This window comes from Acinetobacter sp. YH12151 (genome assembly GCF_013418355.1).
GTDB lineage: Bacteria > Pseudomonadota > Gammaproteobacteria > Pseudomonadales > Moraxellaceae > Acinetobacter > Acinetobacter pseudolwoffii.
In genome coordinates this window covers 12790-33373 of record NZ_VPCG01000020.1, presented here as the reverse complement: position 1 = coordinate 33373, position 20584 = coordinate 12790, and the positions used below count along the sequence as shown (strand labels likewise).

The window sequence follows — 20584 nt, the reverse complement described above, 5'->3', positions numbered from 1 at the left end:
TCTCCTGTTCGTGGATTATTTGCTTTTCACCAAAGGTAAACCCTGGGCTTTCCAGTTGCTGATGCCGCCATCAAGACGGTATGCATCGGCATGACCCACTTGTTGTAGCGCAGTACCAGCCACCTGTCCAAGGTTACAAATGAACACCAAAGGGCGATCAGATGCTTTCAGCTCTTCAACATGCTTTGTAATCTGGCTATATGGAATGTTACGGCTGCCGCTGATATGACCTTCACGGAAGTCTTTGGCATCCCGTAAATCAATCAGCATGGCATTTTTTGCTTTGACTAAAATTCCCAGCGACTGCGGAGAAATTTTACGACCGTTACGTTGACCTTCGATAATGAAGAACAAAACTACCAATACCGCGAGTGTTCCAAATAAGAAGGGGTGATTCCCCATAAACTCGAACCAACGTTCCACAATTCACCTAATTACAATTTTAAAATTGCCAAGAGTATAGCTCATAAATATGGTGATCAAAATCACCGCTTCAAGGGTTGAGGCACAAGAAAATTAATTTTTTTGCTGTGCTTCAGTGATTTCATCGATTAAACGCAAATAGCTGTCCAGTCGGCGCGGTAAAATTTCACCCGCACTCGCGGCCTGACGTAAAGCACATTGTTTTTCATGCTTATGCGTGCAGTTCCGGAACTGACAGTGTCCGAGCAGGTTTTCAATTTCAGGAAAACCGATTTGTACCTTATCTAAAGGCAGATGCCACAGGCCAAATTCACGAATTCCCGGAGAGTCGATCAGGGCAGCACCTTCACCAAAACCGATCAAACGGGTTGAGGTGGTGGTGTGCTGACCGAGTGCCGAGTTTTCCGAAATAATATTGGTTTTCTGGGCTGCATCTGGCACGATCGCATTGATCAGCGTACTTTTACCGACACCCGATTGACCGACAAAAGCCACCGTTTCATTTTCCAGACGATTGGACAATACAGTCAGATCACCATCGGACTGGGTTTGCATTACTTCATAACCGAGGTCTTGATATTCTTGTAGCAGAGTCAGAATTGGATCGTTCTCTTTTAACAAATCGGCTTTGTTCATCACTAGAAGCGCAGGAATATCGGCATCGGCACAGGCCACCAGATAACGGTCGATCAGGCCCGGTGCTGGCTCAGGCAATGGTGCAAACACAATCACAATCAGTGAAATATTGGCCGCTACCGGTTTAACCTTGTGATAGCGGTCAGGACGGGTCAATAAGGATTTACGTGGATGAATCGCCGTAATAATCCCCAATCCGGTATTCGGATCGGCTTGCCATTTAACCCGGTCACCCGTGACCAATAAATCCAGATTGGTTCGGGTATGACAGCGCCAGACACTGCCCAATTCAATTTCTTTCCAGAAAGGTTCAGGCTCGCCATCGGCAACCACAGGTTTTTCAGGGTGAATGTCAGGAGTAGACAAAGCTTGCACTTCAAGTTGGCGGCCGTAGTGTTGCACTACCAAACCTTCCAGATCACTGGAGGTATCGAGATCTTCTTGACGTGTTTTCTGTTGTTTCTGAATGCGGCGCTGTTGTTGCTCTGTCAGACGACGCTTACGTATTAAGGCCATTCATATCCTAAAAAACCGGGTAAATCAGATGGCAAAAATAGCATGAAGCAGCCCCCGAATGACACCCAAGATGTAATTAATTTGCTACTATAGTTGTTTTTAAACCCAATAAGATTGCACATTTATGAGCAGCACCGCTGATACCCGCCTGATTTGGATTGACCTTGAAATGACAGGTCTAGACACAGACAATGACCAAATTATTGAAATTGCGACGATTGTAACCGATGACAATTTGAATATTCTGGCAGAAGGTCCTGTGCTTGCGGTGCATCAGCCTGCACGTCTGTTAAATGCCATGGATGAGTGGAACACCCGTCAACATGGTCAATCGGGTCTGATTGAACGGGTGCGTCGCAGTAAACTGACGGCTCAGGATGCAGAACAGCAAACTATTGAATTCCTGAAGAAATGGGTCAATCCAAAATCATCCCCGATGTGTGGTAACTCGATCTGTCAGGATCGCCGTTTCTTGCATCGCCTGATGCCTGAGCTGGAACAATATTTCCACTACCGTAATCTGGATGTATCTTCAGTGAAAGAGCTGGCAAAACGCTGGCGTCCTGAAATCATGAGTGGTCTCAAGAAAAATGCTTCGCATCTGGCGATGGATGACATTCGTGATTCAATTGCCGAACTGAAATACTATCGTCAATATTTCTTTATCATGAATAAAGACTAAATTCCGATGAATTGAAAAGAGGCGAAAGCCTCTTTTTTTATGAGATTGATGCTTTTTTCTTTTGATATAAACTCTCAATCAGTTCAAATATCACCCAGGATATCAGTACCAAAATCAGATGGGTCTGGGTTTCATGGCGATCTAGGATCACATATCCGAATAGGCCTAAAATCAACAAACGAATAAAAATACTCAGCGCATAGTTTTTCTGTTTTTGGCTACTGTAAAAATAAAAATGTAGAGTGATCAGTATAAAATTGAGAGCCAAAAGAGCATTGATCAGCACAGTGTTTGACTCCCATATTTAAAGTTTTATGTATGAATTTTATCCAATTATAAATGTTCCTGAATTTATCTTTCTGATTTTGCTGATAGATTTTGTATCAAAATTTTAGAAGCAGTAAAAAAATGCTGACTTTGCTAAAATAAGCCGTGATTTAACAGCTATTGATGACTTATGACTGAACTGCTTCAAGACGATGAATATGAGCGCCGCTTTGCGGGTGTTGCCAAAATTTATGGAGAAGACAGCTTCAGTCATTATGAAAAAAGTCATGTGATGGTGATTGGCATCGGTGGTGTCGGTTCTTGGGCAGTAGAAGCGCTGGCACGTAGCGGTGTGGGCGAGCTGAGTTTGGTCGATATGGATGTGGTGGCGGCATCCAATATTAATCGTCAATTGCCTGCCATGAGCACGACCTTGGGCCATGAAAAAATTGCAGTGATGGCCGAGCGTTGTCATGCCATTAATCCACGGATCAAGATCAATCTGATTGATGATTATCTGACGCCGGAAAATATCAAAGAAATTTTAGCAGGTAATCCTGATTTAATTCTCGACTGTATTGATGATGTGAAGGCCAAATTTGCCTTGATGCTGCATTGTCGCTTTAACAAGATTCCCTTGATTGTGTCAGGCGGAGCAGGCGGTAAACTGGATCCCCTGAAAATTCGGGTGGCCGATTTATCTAAAACCGAACAGGACCCGATGCTGGCCAAATTGCGTGCCCAGTTACGCGGCAAAGGTATTTGTAAAAAACCTAAAGAAAAATTCGGCATTACCTGTGTCTATTCTATCGATAATCCGTTCTCGAGTGCCGATGTCTGTGCCAGTGCCGGCTTGCGCTGTGGTGGTTATGGCTCTGCCGTGGTGGTGACTTCAAGCTTTGCCATGGTCGCTGTGGCAGAAGGCTTGAAGAAGCTGGATAGTAAAAGAGCAAAAGCCTGATTTACAAAATAAAAAGCACAAGATATGTGCTTTTTTTGAGACGGCGTTTAGAATGAAAGGATTCATTTGCAGAACAAAAATAATGTTTTGGAGCAGTTATGTGGTTCTTGCTGGTATTGATTTTGGGGATAGGGGCTTTGGGGATTTGGATGTGGAAACGTCCGGATCCGGTAAAACGTGATCAGGCCAAAGCTGTGCAGCATGATCTATGGATTGAGCAGCTTGATGCACAGCTCAAGCATGCGGCGCGCTTGAGTTCAGATCCTGAACATCCGAATTATGCACGTGCCTATCAGATTTACCAGAATCTTGCCCAGCAACAGGAAATTCCACAGGCTTATGTCGGCATGGGGCTGATGCATTTGCAGGGTCTGGGACATGCGCAAAATACGGAAACAGCCATCAGTTATCTCGATAAAGCCTTTCATCTGGGCAGTGATGACGCGGCTTATTATCTGGGGCAGATTCATGAGGAGCAACGCTATCAAATGGCTGACCCGGAAAAGGCGCTGTACTGGTACCGACATGCCGTAGCCCGTGGCAATCTGGATGCCCAGTACCGCATCACTGAACTTTCTTATACTACAGAAACAAATCCAGAAGATAAGAACGCTGAACAGCAGCGCTTGGCCTTACTCATTCAAAATGCCGGGCAGGGACATAGCAATTCGCAGTATCAACTGGCGCAGTATTATTTAACAGATTCAGCGGCTCAAGATTTGGTTCAGGGAATTCATTATCTGTTTTTAGCTGCGCAGCAAGATCATCTGGCTGCCAATCAGCAGATCGCCGATGATTATGCGCGTGGACAGAGGCTGCCCCAAGACCAGACTCAAGCCCTGCAATTTATTAAACGCTGTATCAGTCTTGGTGATCAAAAAGGTCTCTATGATTATTATGCTGGCGTACTGCAAGGCCGTATCGATACCGACCAGCGTCAGCGCGTGTTCCAGCATTTGATGCAGCAGTCCAAAGAACATGCCGATGCGCATTCCAAGACTTTAATTGGACTGGCTTATTTTCATGGTTGGTATGTCGATAAAAATGAAACCATGGCGTTTCGTTACTGGTCTGAAGCTGCCAATACTCAGCATCCGCCCGCTTTATGCATGATTGCCGCGCTGTATTTTGAACAGCATCTAGTGGCTCATGAGCCGCAAAAGGCATTTGAACTGTATCAGGCAGCATTTCAGCTTAGTCCCGATGATGCTTATGCACAAATGGGTCTGGCACTGTGTTATTTAAATGGCATCGGTACTGTAAAAGACACAGCCAAAGCCACCCGCATGATTCAGGCAGTGGCCCAGCAATACTGGCAGATCGAGGCTCAGTCTGAGGCAGATTTAATTTATGTGGTCGGGCGTTTTTATAGTCTGGCGGAATATCCATTGCCGACACGCGACAAAGCCATTCAATATCTGAATCAGGCGGTTGCGAAAGGCTCCAAGGAAGCAGCCTGGTTCCTGTATCAGGCTCTGTCAGGTATTTATCCGGTCTTTATCTGTCATCCAGAGCAGGCCAATCGTTATCTGCATCAGGCTGCACAACTGGGACATGCACAGGCACAGGCAGAATTGGGCTTGGAGTATCTTAAGGGACAACAGATTGCGCAGGATATTGCCTTAGGCTTGAGCTATCTGCAAAAAGCGGCTGCTCAGCAGAATGGTGTGGCACTGAATGCGCTGGGGGAAGCGTTTGAAAATGGCATAGGCACTGAGGCAAATATCGAACAGGCGGTACAGTATTACCGTCAGGCGGCAGCGCAGGTCAATGCCGATGCTTATAGTCATCTGGGACGTTTATATACCAAGGGAATTGGGGTGGAACGCGATATTGGAGTCGCGCGGGACTGGCTGGAAAAAGGCAGTTTGCTCGAGCATGAGCGATCAACTGAATTATTGAAAAATGTGCATGCCTATTTAGAAATGAAGTAATTTTTATTGACATCACGCAATATAAAAAACCGCTGTCTGGCAGCGGTTTTTTTATGGTTCAAGCTTTGTTTAAGGTAATTGCTGGATTGGACTGCCACCTAATGCCTGCATTAAAGTCACATAGGCATTGTACTGGTTCTGTCGGGTTTGTACCAAAGACAGCCGTGCATTCCGTGTGGTTTCCTGTGCATCCAGCAGGTTCTTTAACGCCACCGCGCCATTACGATAACGTACTTCAGTCAGACGTTCGGTACGTTCAGCCAGTTCGACATTACGTTGCTGCAAAGTGACTTGCTTACTGATTTCAGTCCGGTTCGATAAGGCATTTTCCACATCGGCAAAGGCTTCATACATGGTCTGGCGATATTGCATAATCGCTTTTTCATATTCCAGCTCATTGACTTGCAGATCACGTTTCATGTCATTCCATTGCAGGAAGGGCAAGGTCAGACCCGCACCTAAAGTCGCCACCGGATTCTTCAACGCATTTGAAAGCGAAGTACTGCTGCCAATACCTGTGGTCAAATTCCCAGTCAGACTGATTGAAGGATAATAACTGGCTTTGTTGGCATCCTTATTGGCCAGCGCTTTACGCAAACGTAGTTCAGTCGCTTGGAGGTCGGGACGACGGGACAATAAACTCGCGGGTAAGTCGGCCTGAATACTCGGTAATTGAATATTCGGTAAACGGCTTGGCTCCTGAATAGAAAGCTGTTGTACTGGCATATGCAGCAATACTGCGAGGCCGGTACGCGTTTCCACCCGTTGCTGCTCAATCTGGCTTAAGGTGGCTTGCTGGCTTTGAATCGCCTGTTCGGCCTGGGTTAAATCCAGACCGGACACCGCACCGGCACGATATTGTACCTGCACCAGATCATAGGTTTTTTGCGCCGTTGCCAGATTTTGCTGTACCACGCTATAACGCTCGTTTAAATAAGCCAATTGCCAGTAAAGCTGTGCCGTGGTGCCAATCAGGCTCTGCGCTGTCGCCTGTAAGTCCTGTGCAGATGCCAAGGCTTCCCAGCGCGCCGCTTCAGTCTGATTGGCCAGTTTGCCAAACAGATCCAGTTCATAGCTTAAGCCCGGATAGCCCAGTGAAAGACCCGTCGAAGCATTGCTGCCACCCTCCAGATCAAAACGCTGGCCCGTTGAAATTCGTGCATCACCGACACGGACGCCTTGCTGGCTTTGTGCCTGTCTGGCCTGAATGCGCGCCTGCTGTAAACTGATGCCAGCCACCGCCAGATCTGTATTCTGCGCCAGCACTTGATCGACCAGACTGTTCAATTGCGGATCTTTAAATAAGGTCCACCATTGATCTGCCAGAATGTCGGCATGGATCTGCTGACTTAAAACCTTATTATTTTGAAAATTGCCAGGCATATTAATCGCAGGCTGCTCATAAGGTGTTTTTACCACTGCCGCACAACCGGTCAGCGAGCTTCCCAGCAACAGGGCACTGGCAAGCTTGGTTAAATTCATTTGCATATCAGGTTCCTTATTCGCGAGAGAGCGCATCGACTGGATTCAGACGAGCGGCATTACGTGCCGGGATAAAGCCAAACACAATCCCGATCAGGCTTGAGCAGACAAAGGCCGCTACAATCGAAGTGGTTGAATAGGCCATCTGGAAAGTACCGCCGGCAAAATGGGTAATTAATTGGCCAATCCCGAGGGAAAGCAGCACACCCAAAATACCACCCAAGATACAGACCAGAACGGCTTCAATCAGGAATTGCTGCAAAATATCACTTTGACGGGCACCCACCGCCATACGCACACCAATTTCCTGAGTACGTTCAGTCACGGACACCAGCATGATATTCATCACCCCGATCCCGCCGACCACCAGTGAAATCACAGCAATCGCCGAAATTAAAAGCGTCATAGTCGCTGTGGTCTGCTGAATGGTTTCACGAATACTGTCGGCATTCTGGGTAAACACATCCTGCGCACCATGGCGCTGTACCAACAGGTTTAAAATTGCATTTTCAGCCGCCGCACTTGGGTATTCATCCTTAATCCGCACAATGATGCTACGTACATTGGATTGCCCCAGCATACGGCTCATCACGGTGGAATACGGCAGATAGACATTCAGGCTGTCATTATTGCCCATCATGCCTTTTTGCGCGTCGATCACCCCGATAATCCGGCTCGGTACGCTCCCGAGTAAAATCACCTGACCCACCGGATTGGTGCCATCCTTAAAGAAGGTATTTTTGGTATTGGTGTCAATGACGACATCTTGCGCCTGTTGCATGACGCTACTGCGGTCAAAGGGCTGACCGGACTGGAAGGTCATGCCACGCACATAGAAGAAATCTTCACTGACGCCGTTGACCGTGGTTGAAGCTTCAATTTCTTTATAACGGCCGGTGACACTGCTATTCACCGACGGACTGACGCCATCGACATACGGCTGTTCGGCCAGTGCATCGGCATCGGCCGGAATCAGGGTTTTGGACTGTGAAGATCTGGAATTGTCCCCAAAGCCTCGGCCCTGAAATACGGTAATGGTATTGGTGCCCAGACTGCTGATATTTTCCAGAATCTGTTTTTGTGAGCCATTGCCCAGTGCGACCACCGAGACCACCGAAGCGATCCCGATAATGATTCCGAGCATGGTCAGGAAAGTCCGCATGCGATGTGCATTCATGGCCAGCAAGGCCATACGGAAGGCCTCACCCAGACGGTCAACTGCAGAACGCCATGAAGAAATCTTCTTTTGTTCACTGCGGATTAGCGGCTGTTTTTCCAGATGCTCTTCGACTTCAGGAACATTGGGCTGATCGGAAATGATATTACCGTCTGAAATCTCGATAATTCGTGTCGCATTTTTAGCCACATTATGATCATGCGTGACCAGAATGATGGTATGACCTTTGGCATTCAGTTCACGCAAAATACGCATCACTTCAATACCGCTGTTCTTGTCTAATGCACCTGTCGGTTCATCGGCCAGAATCACGTCACCGCCATTCATTAGCGCACGGGCAATCGAAACACGTTGCTGCTGACCACCAGAGAGCTGACTTGGACGGTTCTGGGTTTTTTCACCCAGACCCAGATCAGTCAGAATCTTGATGGCTCGCGCATGCCGTTCAGATGAATCTGCACCGGCATAAATCGCAGGAACTTCCACATTGCCTGCTGCGTTTAAATCACCCAGTAAATGATAACGCTGGAAAATAAAGCCGAAATATTCACGGCGTAATTGCGCCAGTTCATCCGCTTCCAGTTCGCGGGTTTCACGGCCTTTGACCTTGTAGCTACCGGTGGTCGGTTTGTCCAGACAACCCAGAATGTTCATCAGGGTTGATTTACCGGAACCGGACTGGCCGACAATCGCCACCAGTTCACCCGGATAAATCTCCAGATTTACCCCTTTTAAAATCTGGACCGTGCTTTCACCCGCAGGGAATTCACGAACCAGATTTTTCACCTCGAGGAGAGGCTGTTGTTGTGAATTCATGCTTACATTCTCATTGGGCCACGGCTATTGCCACCGCGTTTTGCTGCATCATTGGAGGTGTCAGAACCATCAGCAATCACCACCTGATCACCACGTTTTAAACCTTTCAGCACTTGCGCAGTCGCGCGGTTATTCAAACCGATTAATACAGGGGTTGGTTTTGCAGTACCATCGGCTTGCAAGACACGAACCATGCCACGCTGTGCTTTGCCTTGTTCAATCAGCGCAATTTCAGCGTCAGACAGATTTAGGCGGGCAGGGCGTTCAGCGGCAGGGCGGTTGCCTTGAGCCGATTCAGTTTCAGGACGTGCTGCTGGATTAGCTTCGCTACGGGAACCTTCTCCGCGAGAACCTTCACCCCGATTGGCACGTGCCGGACGATTTGAGCTCTGAATCGCAGCGGCTGGAATGGTCAGCACATTTTTAGCTTCATCCAGCACGATATAAACCTGCGCCGTCATATCAATACGCAGTTTGCCGTCTTCATTTGGCACATCAAATAAAGCGTTGTAATACACCGCAGAACTTGACGATGAACCAGATGTATTTGAATCGGTATTAATCGAATTGGGTGCAGGTTCAACCTGACGTAGTTTGGCGTAAATCTTTTTCTCGTTATTGCCCAGCGTGGTGAAATAAACGGTTTGGCCTTCTTCCACTTTCATCACATCTGCTTCAGAAATTTCAGCTTTGATGGTCATGGTGTCGAGCTTGGCCAGTTTCACAATGGTCGGTGCACTTTGATTGGCATTCACGGTTTGACCTTCTTCGGTCACAATCGCCACAATCGTGCCATCCATCGGTGCCACAATCTGGGTATAACCCAAGTCTTCTTTGGCAGTTGCCAAGGTCAGGCGCGACTGTTCGATCTGTGCATTGATTGCCGTGATATCGGCCTGAGCCGTTTTATAACTGGCAAATGCAGATTCCAGCTCTGAACGGGAAGTTGCATCCTGTGCATACATGGCTTTCTGACGATTGTATTCAGCTTCAACTTTGGCCAGATTCGCCTGTCTCACTGCAAGCTGTGCCATCTGGTTTTTAATGCTGGCTTCAGCAGTTTTTAAATCATTTTCCTGACGAACAGAATCAATTCGTGCAATCAGCTGACCCTGTTTAACCTGATCACCGAGTTCCACATACATTTGTCTCACCTGGCCAGAAACCTGGGCACCTACGCTGACCATTTTGGTGGCTTCTAAAATACCGGTCGCCAGTACAGAACTTTCAATATCACCCTGTGTTACTTCAGCAGTAATATACTGTGGCGGCTGTTCTTTAGGTTTGAGGAAATACCACCCCGCAGCGATTAACACAATGGCAATCACGGCGGCCATAATTAGTTTCGTCGGTTTTATTTTTGGCATATTGAGTACGAATTCGGATCAAAGATAGGGATTGATTATAAAAGCGAAATTGGGATAAATCGTGAATTTTTTGAATTATAATGAGAATTATTTTCTATTGGCTGATTTCTGAAAATATCGTCCATACAGACCATTTTAAAATGCTCCATGAATTGCTTGTTCTGACATTGATAACAGGATTTGACCCTCTATAGATAACATCGATCCTATTTAAAAGATCATCAGCTGACTCTTAAATAAAATGATCACTGTTCCCAACAGTATTTTTTCAATCAAAGCGCTGCACAAATAAAATCGAGTGTGAATCAATAAAGACATAAGACCAAACATACTAGATTTGTTGTGTGATATTTGTTCTAAGGCTATTTCTGGCTTAATTTTCCTCCCTTTAGTCCCAATAGTAAAAACCAGTTGAAAATTAAGTAGAAAAAAATTTTAAAAACCCATGTTTTATATATGGATTTAAATAAATAAAGCTTGTAAGATTTAATTCCATAAAAAAATTATGGTTTTACCGCTTAACAAGAAAATGCACATTTATTGTGCAAAAATAATACAACTTTGCTCGCAACATTGATGAGGGTTTAACGATGGAATGGAATGAAAGCTATAATATTGGAATCGACGTAATCGATAATCAGCACCGTCAAATTTTAGATTATATCAATGCTTTGGAGCAGGTAAAAAGCACAGGAGATCGCGATCGAATCAAAGAGGTCTTGGAGGATTTAATCGATTATACCCAGTCACATTTCAGCTTTGAAGAAAACCTGCTGGAACAGGTCAGTTATCAATACCTACCTTCGCATCGCGGTATACATGAATTATTTGTGAAACGACTCAATGATTATCGTCTCAAGTTCGAGAAGGGAGAATCGATTGAAAATGATTTATATCGTTTATTGTCCAAATGGCTGATCAATCATATTCAACATGATGATCAGGACTATGTCGATGCAGTGCGCGATAATATGTTGAGTTATTTACGTGCTCAGGAAAGCAAAAAAGGCAAGGGCTGGTTTGCACGTTTCTTTGGTTAAGCACTCGGCGCTAAAAATAAGCGTTGACCGCACATTTCAGCAATGGCCTGTAAGATGAGATGTTCAGGGTTCTCTTTGGACATTCCTTTAATGGCTGCATCAATACGGATTAACAGCTGGGGCCAGCTCAAAAAGCGTTGGGGGCTGAGACGGCGTAAAGCTTGCTGATATAGCCCGACTTTGGTTTTCCAGATTCCAATTTGCAAGGCATTTTGCGGCTGTTCAAACAGTTGCATCAACAGACGCATTTCCTTGCTCAGGCTCCATAAGATCAGGCTCATCGGTTCACCTGAAGCGACCAGATACTGGAAAATCTTGATCGATTGCGAGAGATTGCCTTGCAGCAGGGCATCACTCAAATCATAGGTGCTATAGCGTGATTGATCCTGTAAGCAGGCATATAAATGATCAATCTGAATCACATCAACTTCCGTAAAGGTGTCACTGACCCGCATCAGGCTGTTTTTGGCTGCCAGCAAGTTGTGCTCATGATGCTGTTCCAGCCATTGCCAGGCATCATGGGCCAGTTTAATCCCCAGTTTCTCTGCTTCAACTGCCAAAATTTGCTGACGATCGCGTGGATAATTTGCAGTAAGCGCAACGCAGACACCATTGGCCTCAACCGTCTGGAAGAAGCTGGATTTGAGGCTGCTCGCATCTTGCTTGGGCATAACGACCAATAGCAGATTATCACTGTCTTGTTGTAAATAGCTTTTCAGCAGTTTGAGGCTACTGGCATCTGGTTTGATATTGCCATGCACTTCAACTGCCAGTTGGGTTGAGAACAATGACAAACTGTTCAATGCATTAAAGACATTTTTCCACTCAGAAACTGAACTGACATCATAACGTTGACGTTCGATATCTTTGGCTTGCCAATGTGCGCGAAAGGCATCGATCAGGTTTTGTTCTAGCAAAGGCTCTTGACCATGCAAGACCCAGGCACCGCGAGCTTCATCGACACGTTTTAGGGCTTGCAGATAGTCAAGTTTCATAAGGCGTTCTTATTGAGCAGGTTGCGCTGGGGTATTTTGTTTGGCCAAGGGGAGGCGGTTCGATGAAATCTGACGCGCGATCTGCTGTGCCACATCATCAATAATCACCTGATTCAAAAACTTTTGTTCCTGGTCATCAGTGTTGACTGTTTCAATGTCATATTGATAAGTACGCGTTGCCACCACAGTGCGTGGTTCGGTCACCGGATTGCCTTGCGCATCTTCAATGCGGAAGGTTACATTTAAACGCAGCAAGGTTTCTACCAGCTTGCCGTTTAATTCTAAGCGGCGCGGCGTGTAATCGAGAACACGCAATACATAAGCATTAGGTGCATTACTTAGCTGTACGCCTGCAGCACCGAGGTAAACTGCCAGTTTTTCTTGCAGTTCTTCAGTATTGGGCGGTAAAGACAGGCTCATGACAGAGTAAGCAACAGGTGCCGAGCTTGGGTTGGTTCCTTTCAGATGAAAACCACAGCCGACTAAGCCTGCACTCAGACCACAAGTTAAAACAATTGCTGCTAAACGTTTGCCCAAATGCATGTGTTGCCCTCTATGCTTCCCGAAGGGGAATATTTGAAATCCTGAACTGGATTGTAAAGTCAAAGCCCGTTGGCTGGCAACGGGCTTTGTGTTTTTTAAGCCTCCCTTTGGCAAAGGGAAGTTTGGAGGGATTATTTCTTAAAGTCCTTCTCCTGAGTGAGGTTTTAAAGCAGCGCTTTTAAAACTGAACGCAAGTGAGGGTTAGGGAGAGGTGAATTATTCGCCCTCATCCCCTTGCAGAATTGTTTAAAGCAGTGCTTAAACAATTCCTCAGGATTTAAACCACCAAGTTCACCAACTTATTTGGAACAACAATTTCTTTCTTGGTTGGACCAGTCAAGAATTGCTGAACTTCAGGCAATGCTTTGGCTTGAGCCAAGATGTCATCTTTAGAAGCATCTACAGATACTTCAAGCTTGCCACGAAGTTTACCGTTGACTTGAACCACGATGGTTTGCGTATTACGTGTCAGCGCAGATTCATCTACTGCAGGGAATAAAGTTGAATTCAATTCAATCCCAAATTCAGCCAATAAAGTCTGGGTTAAATGCGGTGCAAATGGTGCAAGTAAAGTTAATAGCGTTGTAATCGATTCACGTGCAACAGCAACGTCATTGTCATCTTGGGCTTCAAACTTGTTGTTCGCGTTTAGAAGTTCCATCAATGCAGCAATTGCAGTGTTAAATGCATGACGACGTTCGATGTCATCACCGACTTTTTGGATGGTTTCATGGGTTTTACGACGTAGGTCTTGTGCAGCCGTAGACAGTGCCGCTTTGTCGATGTTTGATGCACCGTTACCTTTTTCAAGGAAGCCTGTTGCTAAACGCCATACACGTTTCAGGAAGCGGTTTGCACCCTCAACACCGGCGTCAGACCATTCAAGCGATTGATCCGGTGGTGCTGCAAACATCATAAATACACGTGCGGTATCTGCACCGTATTGGTCGATAATGGATTGCGGGTCGATACCGTTATTTTTCGATTTCGACATTTTTTCCTGACCACCAACAATTACGTCCTGACCATCACCTTGGTATTTCGCAGACAGAATACGCCCTTTTTCATCACGTTCGAGGTCGATATCTGCAGGGTTAAACCAGGTTTTCTTGCCTGATTCAGCTTCACGGTAATAAGTATCTGCCAAAACCATACCTTGAGTTAACAGGTTGGTAAATGGTTCATTACCTTGTACTACACCTTCATCACGCATCAATTTGTGGAAGAAGCGTGCATAAAGTAAGTGCAGAATCGCGTGTTCAACACCACCGATGTATTGATTTACTGGAAGCCATGTTTGAGCAGCTTCAGGTTTAACTAAACCATTAGTAAAATCAGGAGATGCATAACGTGCATAGTACCAAGAAGACTCTACGAAAGTGTCAAGCGTATCGGTTTCACGACGCGCGTCGCCACCACAGCTTGGGCATGACGTTTCGTAGAATTCGGGCATCTTGTTCAATGGATTGCCTGAACCGTCTGGAACAACGTCAGTCGGAAGTACAACAGGAAGTTGCTCTTCAGGCACTGGCACTTGACCACATGATGGACAGTTAATCATTGGAATTGGACAACCCCAGTAACGCTGACGGGAAACACCCCAGTCACGTAAACGGAATTGAACTTTAGAGCTTGCCAGACCTGTTGGTTCTAGTTTGGCTAGGAATGCATCATATGCACCCTGAAAATCTAGACCGTCAAACTCGCCTGAATTCACCAGTTTGCCTTCTTTCGAACCGTACCATTCTTGCCATTCTGTTGCAGAAAAGTCGCTATCGTCAGCGCCTTTGGCATCAATGACTTGTTTGATGCTTAAGCCATATTTATTGGCAAATTCGAAGTCACGCTCATCGTGTGAAGGCACCGCCATCACCGCACCTGAACCGTAAGACATCAACACATAGTTGGCGATCCAGACCGGAACTTCTTCACCAGTCACAGGATGCTTAACAGACAGGCCTGTTGCCATACCTTTCTTCTCGGCAGTCGCAAGATCCGCTTCAGCAACTGAACCCATACGACATTCTTCAATAAATGCAGCAAGTTCAGGGTTGCCTGCTTCTGATTGGAGAGCAGCAGCTTTGAGTGCCATTGGGTGTTCTGCTGCAACAGCAACATAAGTCACGCCCATCAACGTGTCAGCACGTGTGGTAAAGACTGTTAAGCCTTCAGCGTAGATTTCTGGATTTGCTGAAGGGAACGTAATGTCCATCCCTTGTGAGCGACCAATCCAGTTACGTTGCATGGTCAGAACTTGTTGAGGCCAACCGTCTTTCAATGTGTCTAGATCATCTAATAATTCTTGCGCATAATCGGTAATGCGGAAGTAGTACATTGGAATGTCACGTTTTTCAACCAATGCACCTGAACGCCAGCCGCGACCATTTTCAACCTGTTCGTTGGCAAGTACAGTCTGATCGACCGGATCCCAGTTCACGGTTGAAAGCTTACGGTAGATCAAGCCTTTTTTATAAAGCTGAACAAATAACCATTGTTCCCAACGATAGTATTCAGGGGTACAGGTGGCAAATTCACGATCCCAATCGACAGCTAGACCCAATTTCTTTAATTGGTCACGCATGTAAGCGATATTTTCAAATGTCCATTTTGCCGGAGCAACCTGGTGTGCAATCGCTGCGTTTTCAGCAGGTAGACCGAAAGCATCCCAACCCATCGGTTGCAGGACCGTTTCACCTTTTAAGCGATGGAAACGGCTGATCACGTCACCAATCGTATAGTTACGCACATGACCCATATGCAGTTTGCCACTTGGGTAAGGGAACATCGAGAGAATATAACGACGTGGACCTTCTACTTTGTCGGCAACTTTAAAGGCTTTGCGAGATTCCCAATCCTGTTGGACTTGAGGCTCGATCGCACTGGCTTGATATTCGGAATCAATGTGAGTAGTCATAAACGTATCAGTGAATTACGGTGAAAAAAGTCTGTTGCACAGCATAGCGCAAAATGCACCTAAAAGTGAATTTTGCGCAGGCATTTCCCTAAGAAAAAATGATCAGTTCCATAGTGGAGGTCGCTTATAAAGCCACTGCGCGATTTTTCGATTGTTCTAAGGCTTCGTTGGCTTCACGTTGCTGCTGATCCTGATTCTCAGGAATTTGAGGCTGTTGCAGTTGTTCTTGAGCGCTATTTTTTGTTTGCGCTTCAGTTTCACTCGTTCTAGGCGGTGTCGGTGCCGAGTTTTTCCAGCCATAGGTATCAACAGTTGTGGCTTTTTTCGCTGTTTTCGGGGGCGGTGTTTTCGTATAGTGCGTGGTGCCCTTGGCATCGACCCATTTATAATACTGGATTGCTGAAGCACTGCTGCTACAGATGCCCAGAGAAATTGCACAACTCAGACTTAAGGCAGTTAAAAAAGATATTTTCATTGTTTTTGAGCCTCTGTGTTCTAGCCATAAAATACTACAAAACATTGTAGTGATTTTCACAGTAAAAATAATGAATTTTTATCTGCTCTATTCATGATTAAGGGTCGAACAGCTTCTGCATCTCGTTTGTAGAAGTGGTGAGCAAATTTTCAGACACAAAATTTATTGATAAACAACTTCACTGGATTTATTAAAAATTCATTCATTTTTTTTATATAAGACATGCTAAAAATTTATAAAATTAAATATATAAGTTTATGAATTTTATTGGATTAAATATTATTAGATTAATTCTTTATTACTGTCCTTGCTCTAGATCGCTGTTAAAAACAGCAAATCAGGTGTTTTTAAGCGCATATTGCCTGTTTTTTAAACTTGACTTTAAAGCCTGAAAACACAAGAATGCTGCTATAGTTTTATATGCCTTAGATCGATCACCCTTCGACTAGGTGCCATTTCATGCAATGGGCGATTTCTCTAGCCGAGAAATTGAACAAAGCTAAGCAAAATATGTTTATCCCAACATGTTTTAGATCCCGTATTGCTCGAACAGCGAAGAGATTAAATTTTTTTCCTATTGCTTTGAAAACTATGAAATTTGTGTGCTATAACAGTGCAGACAGTTAACAAATGAAACACTGCAAATGCCTCCCATTTGTGCAGTGAATAATATTAGGGTGAATCACGTTGGAACTTCTATCTGGTGGTGAAATGCTTGTTCGCGCATTAGCGGACGAAGGCGTTGAACATGTTTTTGGATACCCAGGCGGCGCAGTTCTGCATATCTATGATGCGCTATTTCAACAAGACCGAATCAATCATTACCTCGTACGTCACGAACAAGCTGCCGGTCACATGGCGGATGCTTACTCACGCGTAACAGGTAAGACCGGTGTGGTACTGGTGACCTCAGGTCCGGGTGCAACCAACACGGTAACGCCAATCGCAACGGCCTATATGGACTCAATCCCGATGGTGATTTTGTCAGGTCAGGTTGCGAGTCATCTGATTGGTGAAGATGCATTCCAGGAAACCGATATGGTCGGCATTTCACGTCCCATCGTGAAACATAGTTTCCAGGTGCGTCATGCCAGCGAAATTCCTGCAATTATCAAAAAAGCATTCTATATCGCTTCATCTGGTCGTCCAGGTCCTGTCGTGATCGATATTCCAAAGGATGCCACCAATCCTGCAGAGAAGTTTGCTTACGAATACCCGGAAAAAGTGAAGATGCGTTCGTATCAGCCACCGTTCCGTGGTCACTCGGGCCAAATTCGTAAAGCGATTGAAGAGCTGATCAGTGCTAAACGCCCAGTGATTTACTCGGGTGGTGGTGTTGTTCAAGGTAATGCTTCAGCACAATTGACAGAGCTTGCGCATCTATTGGGTTATCCAGTGACCAATACCTTGATGGGTCTTGGCGCATTCCCGGGCGATGATGAACAATTCATCGGTATGTTGGGTATGCACGGTACTTACGAAGCCAATATGACCATGCACAATGCAGATGTAATTCTTTGTGTGGGTGCGCGTTTCGATGACCGTGTTACTAATAACCCTGCGAAATTCTGTCCAAATGCAAAAGTCATTCATATTGATATCGACCCGGCGACGATTTCAAAAACCATTATGGCGCACATTCCAATTGTCGGTGCTGTAGAGCCTGTATTGAATGAAATGTTGAATCAGTTGAAACAGCTGAATGTTTCTAAGCCAAATCCTGAAGCGATTGCGGCATGGTGGAAACAGATCAATGAATGGCGCAAGGTTCACGGCGGTCGTTTTGAGGCAGGTGTTGATGGTGTAATGAAGCCACAACAAGTGGTTCAGGCATTGGACAAAGTGACCAATGGCGAAGCAATCATTACTTCTGACGTCGGTCAGCATCAGATGTTTGGTGCGATGTATTACAAATACAAACGTCCACGTCAATGGATCAACTCAGGTGGCCTAGGCACCATGGGTGTAGGTTTGCCGTATGCGATGGCTGCGAAGCTTGCATACCCGGAACAGCAAGTGGTGTGTATCACCGGTGAAGCATCGATTCAGATGTGTATCCAGGAGCTTTCGACCTGTAAGCAATATGGCCTGAATGTAAAAATTCTGTGCTTGAATAACCAGGCTTTAGGGATGGTAAAACAATGGCAAGATATGAACTATGAAGGACGTCATTCAAGTTCTTATGTAGATTCATTGCCTGACTTTGCCAAACTGATGGAAGCTTATGGTCATGTCGGTATTCAGATTAACCATGCCGATGAGCTAGAGTCGAAACTTGCAGAAGCGATGGCGATTAACGACAAATGCGTATTTATTAACGTGATGGTAGATCGTACCGAGCACGTTTATCCGATGTTGATTGCGGGTCAATCGATGCAGGATATGTGGTTGGCTAAAGGGGAGCGCACTAAATGAGACATATTATCTCTGTACTCGTAGAAAACGAGTCAGGCGCGCTTTCCCGCCTAGTCGGCTTGTTCTCACAGCGTGGCTACAACATCGAAACATTGAATGTTGCTCCGACTGAAGACCCAACGCTTTCACGTTTGACATTGACCACTTATGGCGATGATCACAAGATTGAACAAATTACCAAACAGCTCAACAAGCTGGTTGAAGTGGTGAAAGTGGTTGACCTGTCTGAAGGTGCACACATTGAGCGTGAATTGATGCTGATTAAAGTAAAAGCACTCGGTTTATCTCGTGACGAAATTAAGCGTACTGCGGATATTTTCCGTGGTCAGATTGTTGATGTCACACCGACAACCTATACCATTCAAATTGCCGGTACGACTGAAAAAGTGGATGCGTTTATCGATGCACTAGCAGAACACACCATTTTAGAAGTCGTGCGTTCAGGTGTTTCTGGTATCGCACGCGGTGAAAAAGTACTCACCATCTAAATTTTAAAGTATTTCCTCATCCTAATAAGAAGGGGGTATCAGGCAGTGTAAATTTAAGGGTCACTGCCTGATTTAAACAGACAAACAAGCATTAAGCGGAGACAGCAATGCAAATTTTTTACGATAAAGACTGCGATTTATCTATCATCCAATCGAAGAAAGTAGCGATCATTGGTTACGGTTCACAAGGTCACGCACATGCGCTTAACCTGAAAGATTCTGGCGTTGATGTCACTGTAGGTTTACGTGCGAACTCTACTTCTTGGAAAAAAGCTGAAAATTCAGGTCTTAAAGTTGCTGAAGTTGCTGCTGCTGTAGCGCAAGCGGATGTAGTCATGATCTTGACGCCTGACGAATTCCAATCTCAACTTTATCGTGACGAGATTGAGCCAAACATCAAGCAAGGTGCTACTTTAGCGTTTGCTCACGGTTTCTCGATTCTTTACAACCAAGTTGTTCCACGTGCTGACCTTGACGTAATCATGGTTGCGCCTAAAGCACCTGGTCACACAGTACGTTCTGAATACCAGCGTGGTTCAGGTGTTCCTGATTTAATCGCAATTCACCAGGATGCATCTGGTAACGCGCGTAACGTTGCACTTTCTTATGCTTCAGGCGTAGGTGGCGGCCGTACTGGTATTATCGAAACTTCATTCCGTGAAGAAACTGAAACTGACCTTTTCGGTGAGCAAGCAGTTCTTTGTGGTGGTGCAGTTGAACTGGTTAAAATGGGCTTCGAAACTTTGGTTGAAGCTGGTTATGCGCCTGAAATGGCGTACTTCGAATGTCTACACGAGCTTAAATTGATCGTTGACTTGATGTTCGAAGGCGGTATCGCGGACATGAACTACTCTGTATCGAACAATGCGGAATATGGTGAATATGTAACGGGTACTGAAGTAATTAACGAGCAGTCTCGTGAAGCGATGCGTAATGCACTTAAACGTATTCAATCTGGCGAATACGCGAAGATGTTCATTCAAGAAGGTGCGTTGAACTACCCATCTATGACTGCTCGTCGTCGTCAAAACGCTGCTCACGGTATCGAAGTAACTGGTAACAAACTTCGCGCGATGATGCCTTGGATTCAAGCGAATAAGATTGTAGATAAAGAAAAGAACTAAGTTACGTGCCTCAAGAAAAGTAAAGCCATGCTTTAATTTTCTTTCGTACCTTGGATTCAAGCAAACAAAATCGTAGACAAAGAAAAGAACTAAGTTCTAATGTCTAAGTCAAAAAGCCCCTGTTTTTAACAGGGGCTTTTTGTGTGTGATAATGATGTTAGTATTAACGTTAAGTGCCTCAAGAAGAATAAAGCAGTGCTTTATTTTTTTCGTACCGTGGATTCAAGTAAACAAAATCGTTGATAAGGAAAAGAATTAATACTCCTTTTGGTTGAATTTTATGCTATAAAGACCTCGTTATTATGGGGTTTTTTATTGGAAAATGCATG

General features: G+C 45.2%; 16 protein-coding genes. 7 read left to right on the top strand and 9 right to left on the bottom strand.

Annotated features, from left to right (window positions below):
• Positions 1 to 15 precede the first annotated feature (15 nt).
• Both FTU82_RS09100 and rsgA read right to left on the bottom strand, forming a co-directional pair.
• Positions 16 to 423, bottom strand: coding sequence for a rhodanese-like domain-containing protein (locus FTU82_RS09100; protein ID WP_005095619.1), 408 nt, complete (start codon positions 421 to 423; stop codon positions 16 to 18).
• Positions 424 to 516: 93 nt separating this feature from the next.
• Entirely contained in the window at positions 517 to 1575 is a 1059-nt protein-coding gene (rsgA, locus tag FTU82_RS09095) for a ribosome small subunit-dependent GTPase A (RefSeq protein WP_005095621.1), read from the bottom strand.
• 124 nt (positions 1576 to 1699) lie between these two features.
• Here rsgA and orn point away from each other — a divergent pair, with 124 nt between their 5' ends.
• The 3 genes from orn (at position 1700) to FTU82_RS09080 (ending at position 5419) form a co-directional block, all read left to right on the top strand.
• On the top strand, positions 1700 to 2257 hold the full coding sequence (gene orn, locus FTU82_RS09090) for an oligoribonuclease (protein WP_004278381.1): 558 nt from the start codon (positions 1700 to 1702) through the stop codon (positions 2255 to 2257).
• Positions 2258 to 2714: 457 nt separating this feature from the next.
• Positions 2715 to 3485: a ThiF family adenylyltransferase gene (locus FTU82_RS09085; RefSeq protein WP_005172727.1), complete on the top strand. Its 771-nt coding sequence runs from the start codon at positions 2715 to 2717 to the stop codon at positions 3483 to 3485.
• Between the two features lie 98 nt (positions 3486 to 3583).
• Positions 3584 to 5419 carry a tetratricopeptide repeat protein gene (locus FTU82_RS09080; protein WP_180001551.1) on the top strand — a complete coding sequence of 612 codons (1836 nt, stop codon included), beginning with the start codon at positions 3584 to 3586 and terminating at the stop codon, positions 5417 to 5419.
• A 69-nt stretch (positions 5420 to 5488) separates the two neighbouring features.
• Here the strand turns inward: FTU82_RS09080 and FTU82_RS09075 are convergent, their stop codons facing one another.
• The 3 genes from FTU82_RS09075 to FTU82_RS09065 are packed head-to-tail and all read right to left on the bottom strand — an operon-like array spanning position 5489 to position 10261.
• Positions 5489 to 6907 (bottom strand): efflux transporter outer membrane subunit, encoded by a 1419-nt coding sequence (locus FTU82_RS09075; protein ID WP_159516231.1) that lies wholly within the window; start codon positions 6905 to 6907, stop codon positions 5489 to 5491.
• A gap of 10 nt (positions 6908 to 6917) precedes the next feature.
• Complete coding sequence (locus tag FTU82_RS09070; protein ID WP_180001550.1) at positions 6918 to 8894, bottom strand: MacB family efflux pump subunit; 1977 nt, start codon at positions 8892 to 8894, stop codon at positions 6918 to 6920.
• Between the two features lie 2 nt (positions 8895 to 8896).
• A complete protein-coding gene (locus FTU82_RS09065; protein WP_180001549.1) occupies positions 8897 to 10261 on the bottom strand; it encodes a MacA family efflux pump subunit in 1365 nt (454 codons plus the stop codon).
• 590 nt (positions 10262 to 10851) lie between these two features.
• Here FTU82_RS09065 and FTU82_RS09060 point away from each other — a divergent pair.
• Positions 10852 to 11301, top strand: a complete 450-nt coding sequence (locus FTU82_RS09060; RefSeq protein WP_005172715.1) for a bacteriohemerythrin — start codon at positions 10852 to 10854, stop codon at positions 11299 to 11301.
• On the opposite strand, the gene holA is transcribed toward FTU82_RS09060, so the two are convergent.
• The 4 genes from holA to FTU82_RS09040 form a co-directional block, all read right to left on the bottom strand.
• The gene (gene holA, locus FTU82_RS09055) at positions 11298 to 12296 is read right to left on the bottom strand and encodes a DNA polymerase III subunit delta (RefSeq protein WP_180050981.1); all 999 of its coding nucleotides are present in this window, start codon (positions 12294 to 12296) and stop codon (positions 11298 to 11300) included. The genes FTU82_RS09060 and holA overlap by 4 nt on opposite strands.
• A 9-nt stretch (positions 12297 to 12305) precedes the next feature.
• Complete coding sequence (locus FTU82_RS09050; RefSeq protein WP_005095647.1) at positions 12306 to 12839, bottom strand: hypothetical protein; 534 nt, start codon at positions 12837 to 12839, stop codon at positions 12306 to 12308.
• Between the two features lie 277 nt (positions 12840 to 13116).
• Positions 13117 to 15753, bottom strand: a complete 2637-nt coding sequence (leuS, locus tag FTU82_RS09045; RefSeq protein ID WP_180101275.1) for a leucine--tRNA ligase — start codon at positions 15751 to 15753, stop codon at positions 13117 to 13119.
• A 124-nt stretch (positions 15754 to 15877) separates the two neighbouring features.
• A complete protein-coding gene (locus FTU82_RS09040) occupies positions 15878 to 16228 on the bottom strand; it encodes a DUF4124 domain-containing protein (RefSeq protein ID WP_180101274.1) in 351 nt (116 codons plus the stop codon).
• A gap of 687 nt (positions 16229 to 16915) precedes the next feature.
• Between FTU82_RS09040 and FTU82_RS09035 the strand changes: the two genes are divergently transcribed.
• The 3 genes from FTU82_RS09035 (at position 16916) to ilvC (ending at position 20255) form a co-directional block, all read left to right on the top strand.
• Positions 16916 to 18643, top strand: a complete 1728-nt coding sequence (locus FTU82_RS09035; RefSeq protein ID WP_005095655.1) for an acetolactate synthase 3 large subunit — start codon at positions 16916 to 16918, stop codon at positions 18641 to 18643.
• Positions 18640 to 19131 carry an acetolactate synthase small subunit gene (gene ilvN / locus FTU82_RS09030; protein ID WP_005095657.1) on the top strand — a complete coding sequence of 164 codons (492 nt, stop codon included), beginning with the start codon at positions 18640 to 18642 and terminating at the stop codon, positions 19129 to 19131. The genes FTU82_RS09035 and ilvN overlap by 4 nt, the downstream gene beginning before the upstream one ends.
• Before the next feature lie 107 nt (positions 19132 to 19238).
• Positions 19239 to 20255: a ketol-acid reductoisomerase gene (ilvC, locus tag FTU82_RS09025; RefSeq protein ID WP_005095658.1), complete on the top strand. Its 1017-nt coding sequence runs from the start codon at positions 19239 to 19241 to the stop codon at positions 20253 to 20255.
• The last annotated feature ends 329 nt before the right edge of the window (positions 20256 to 20584 follow it).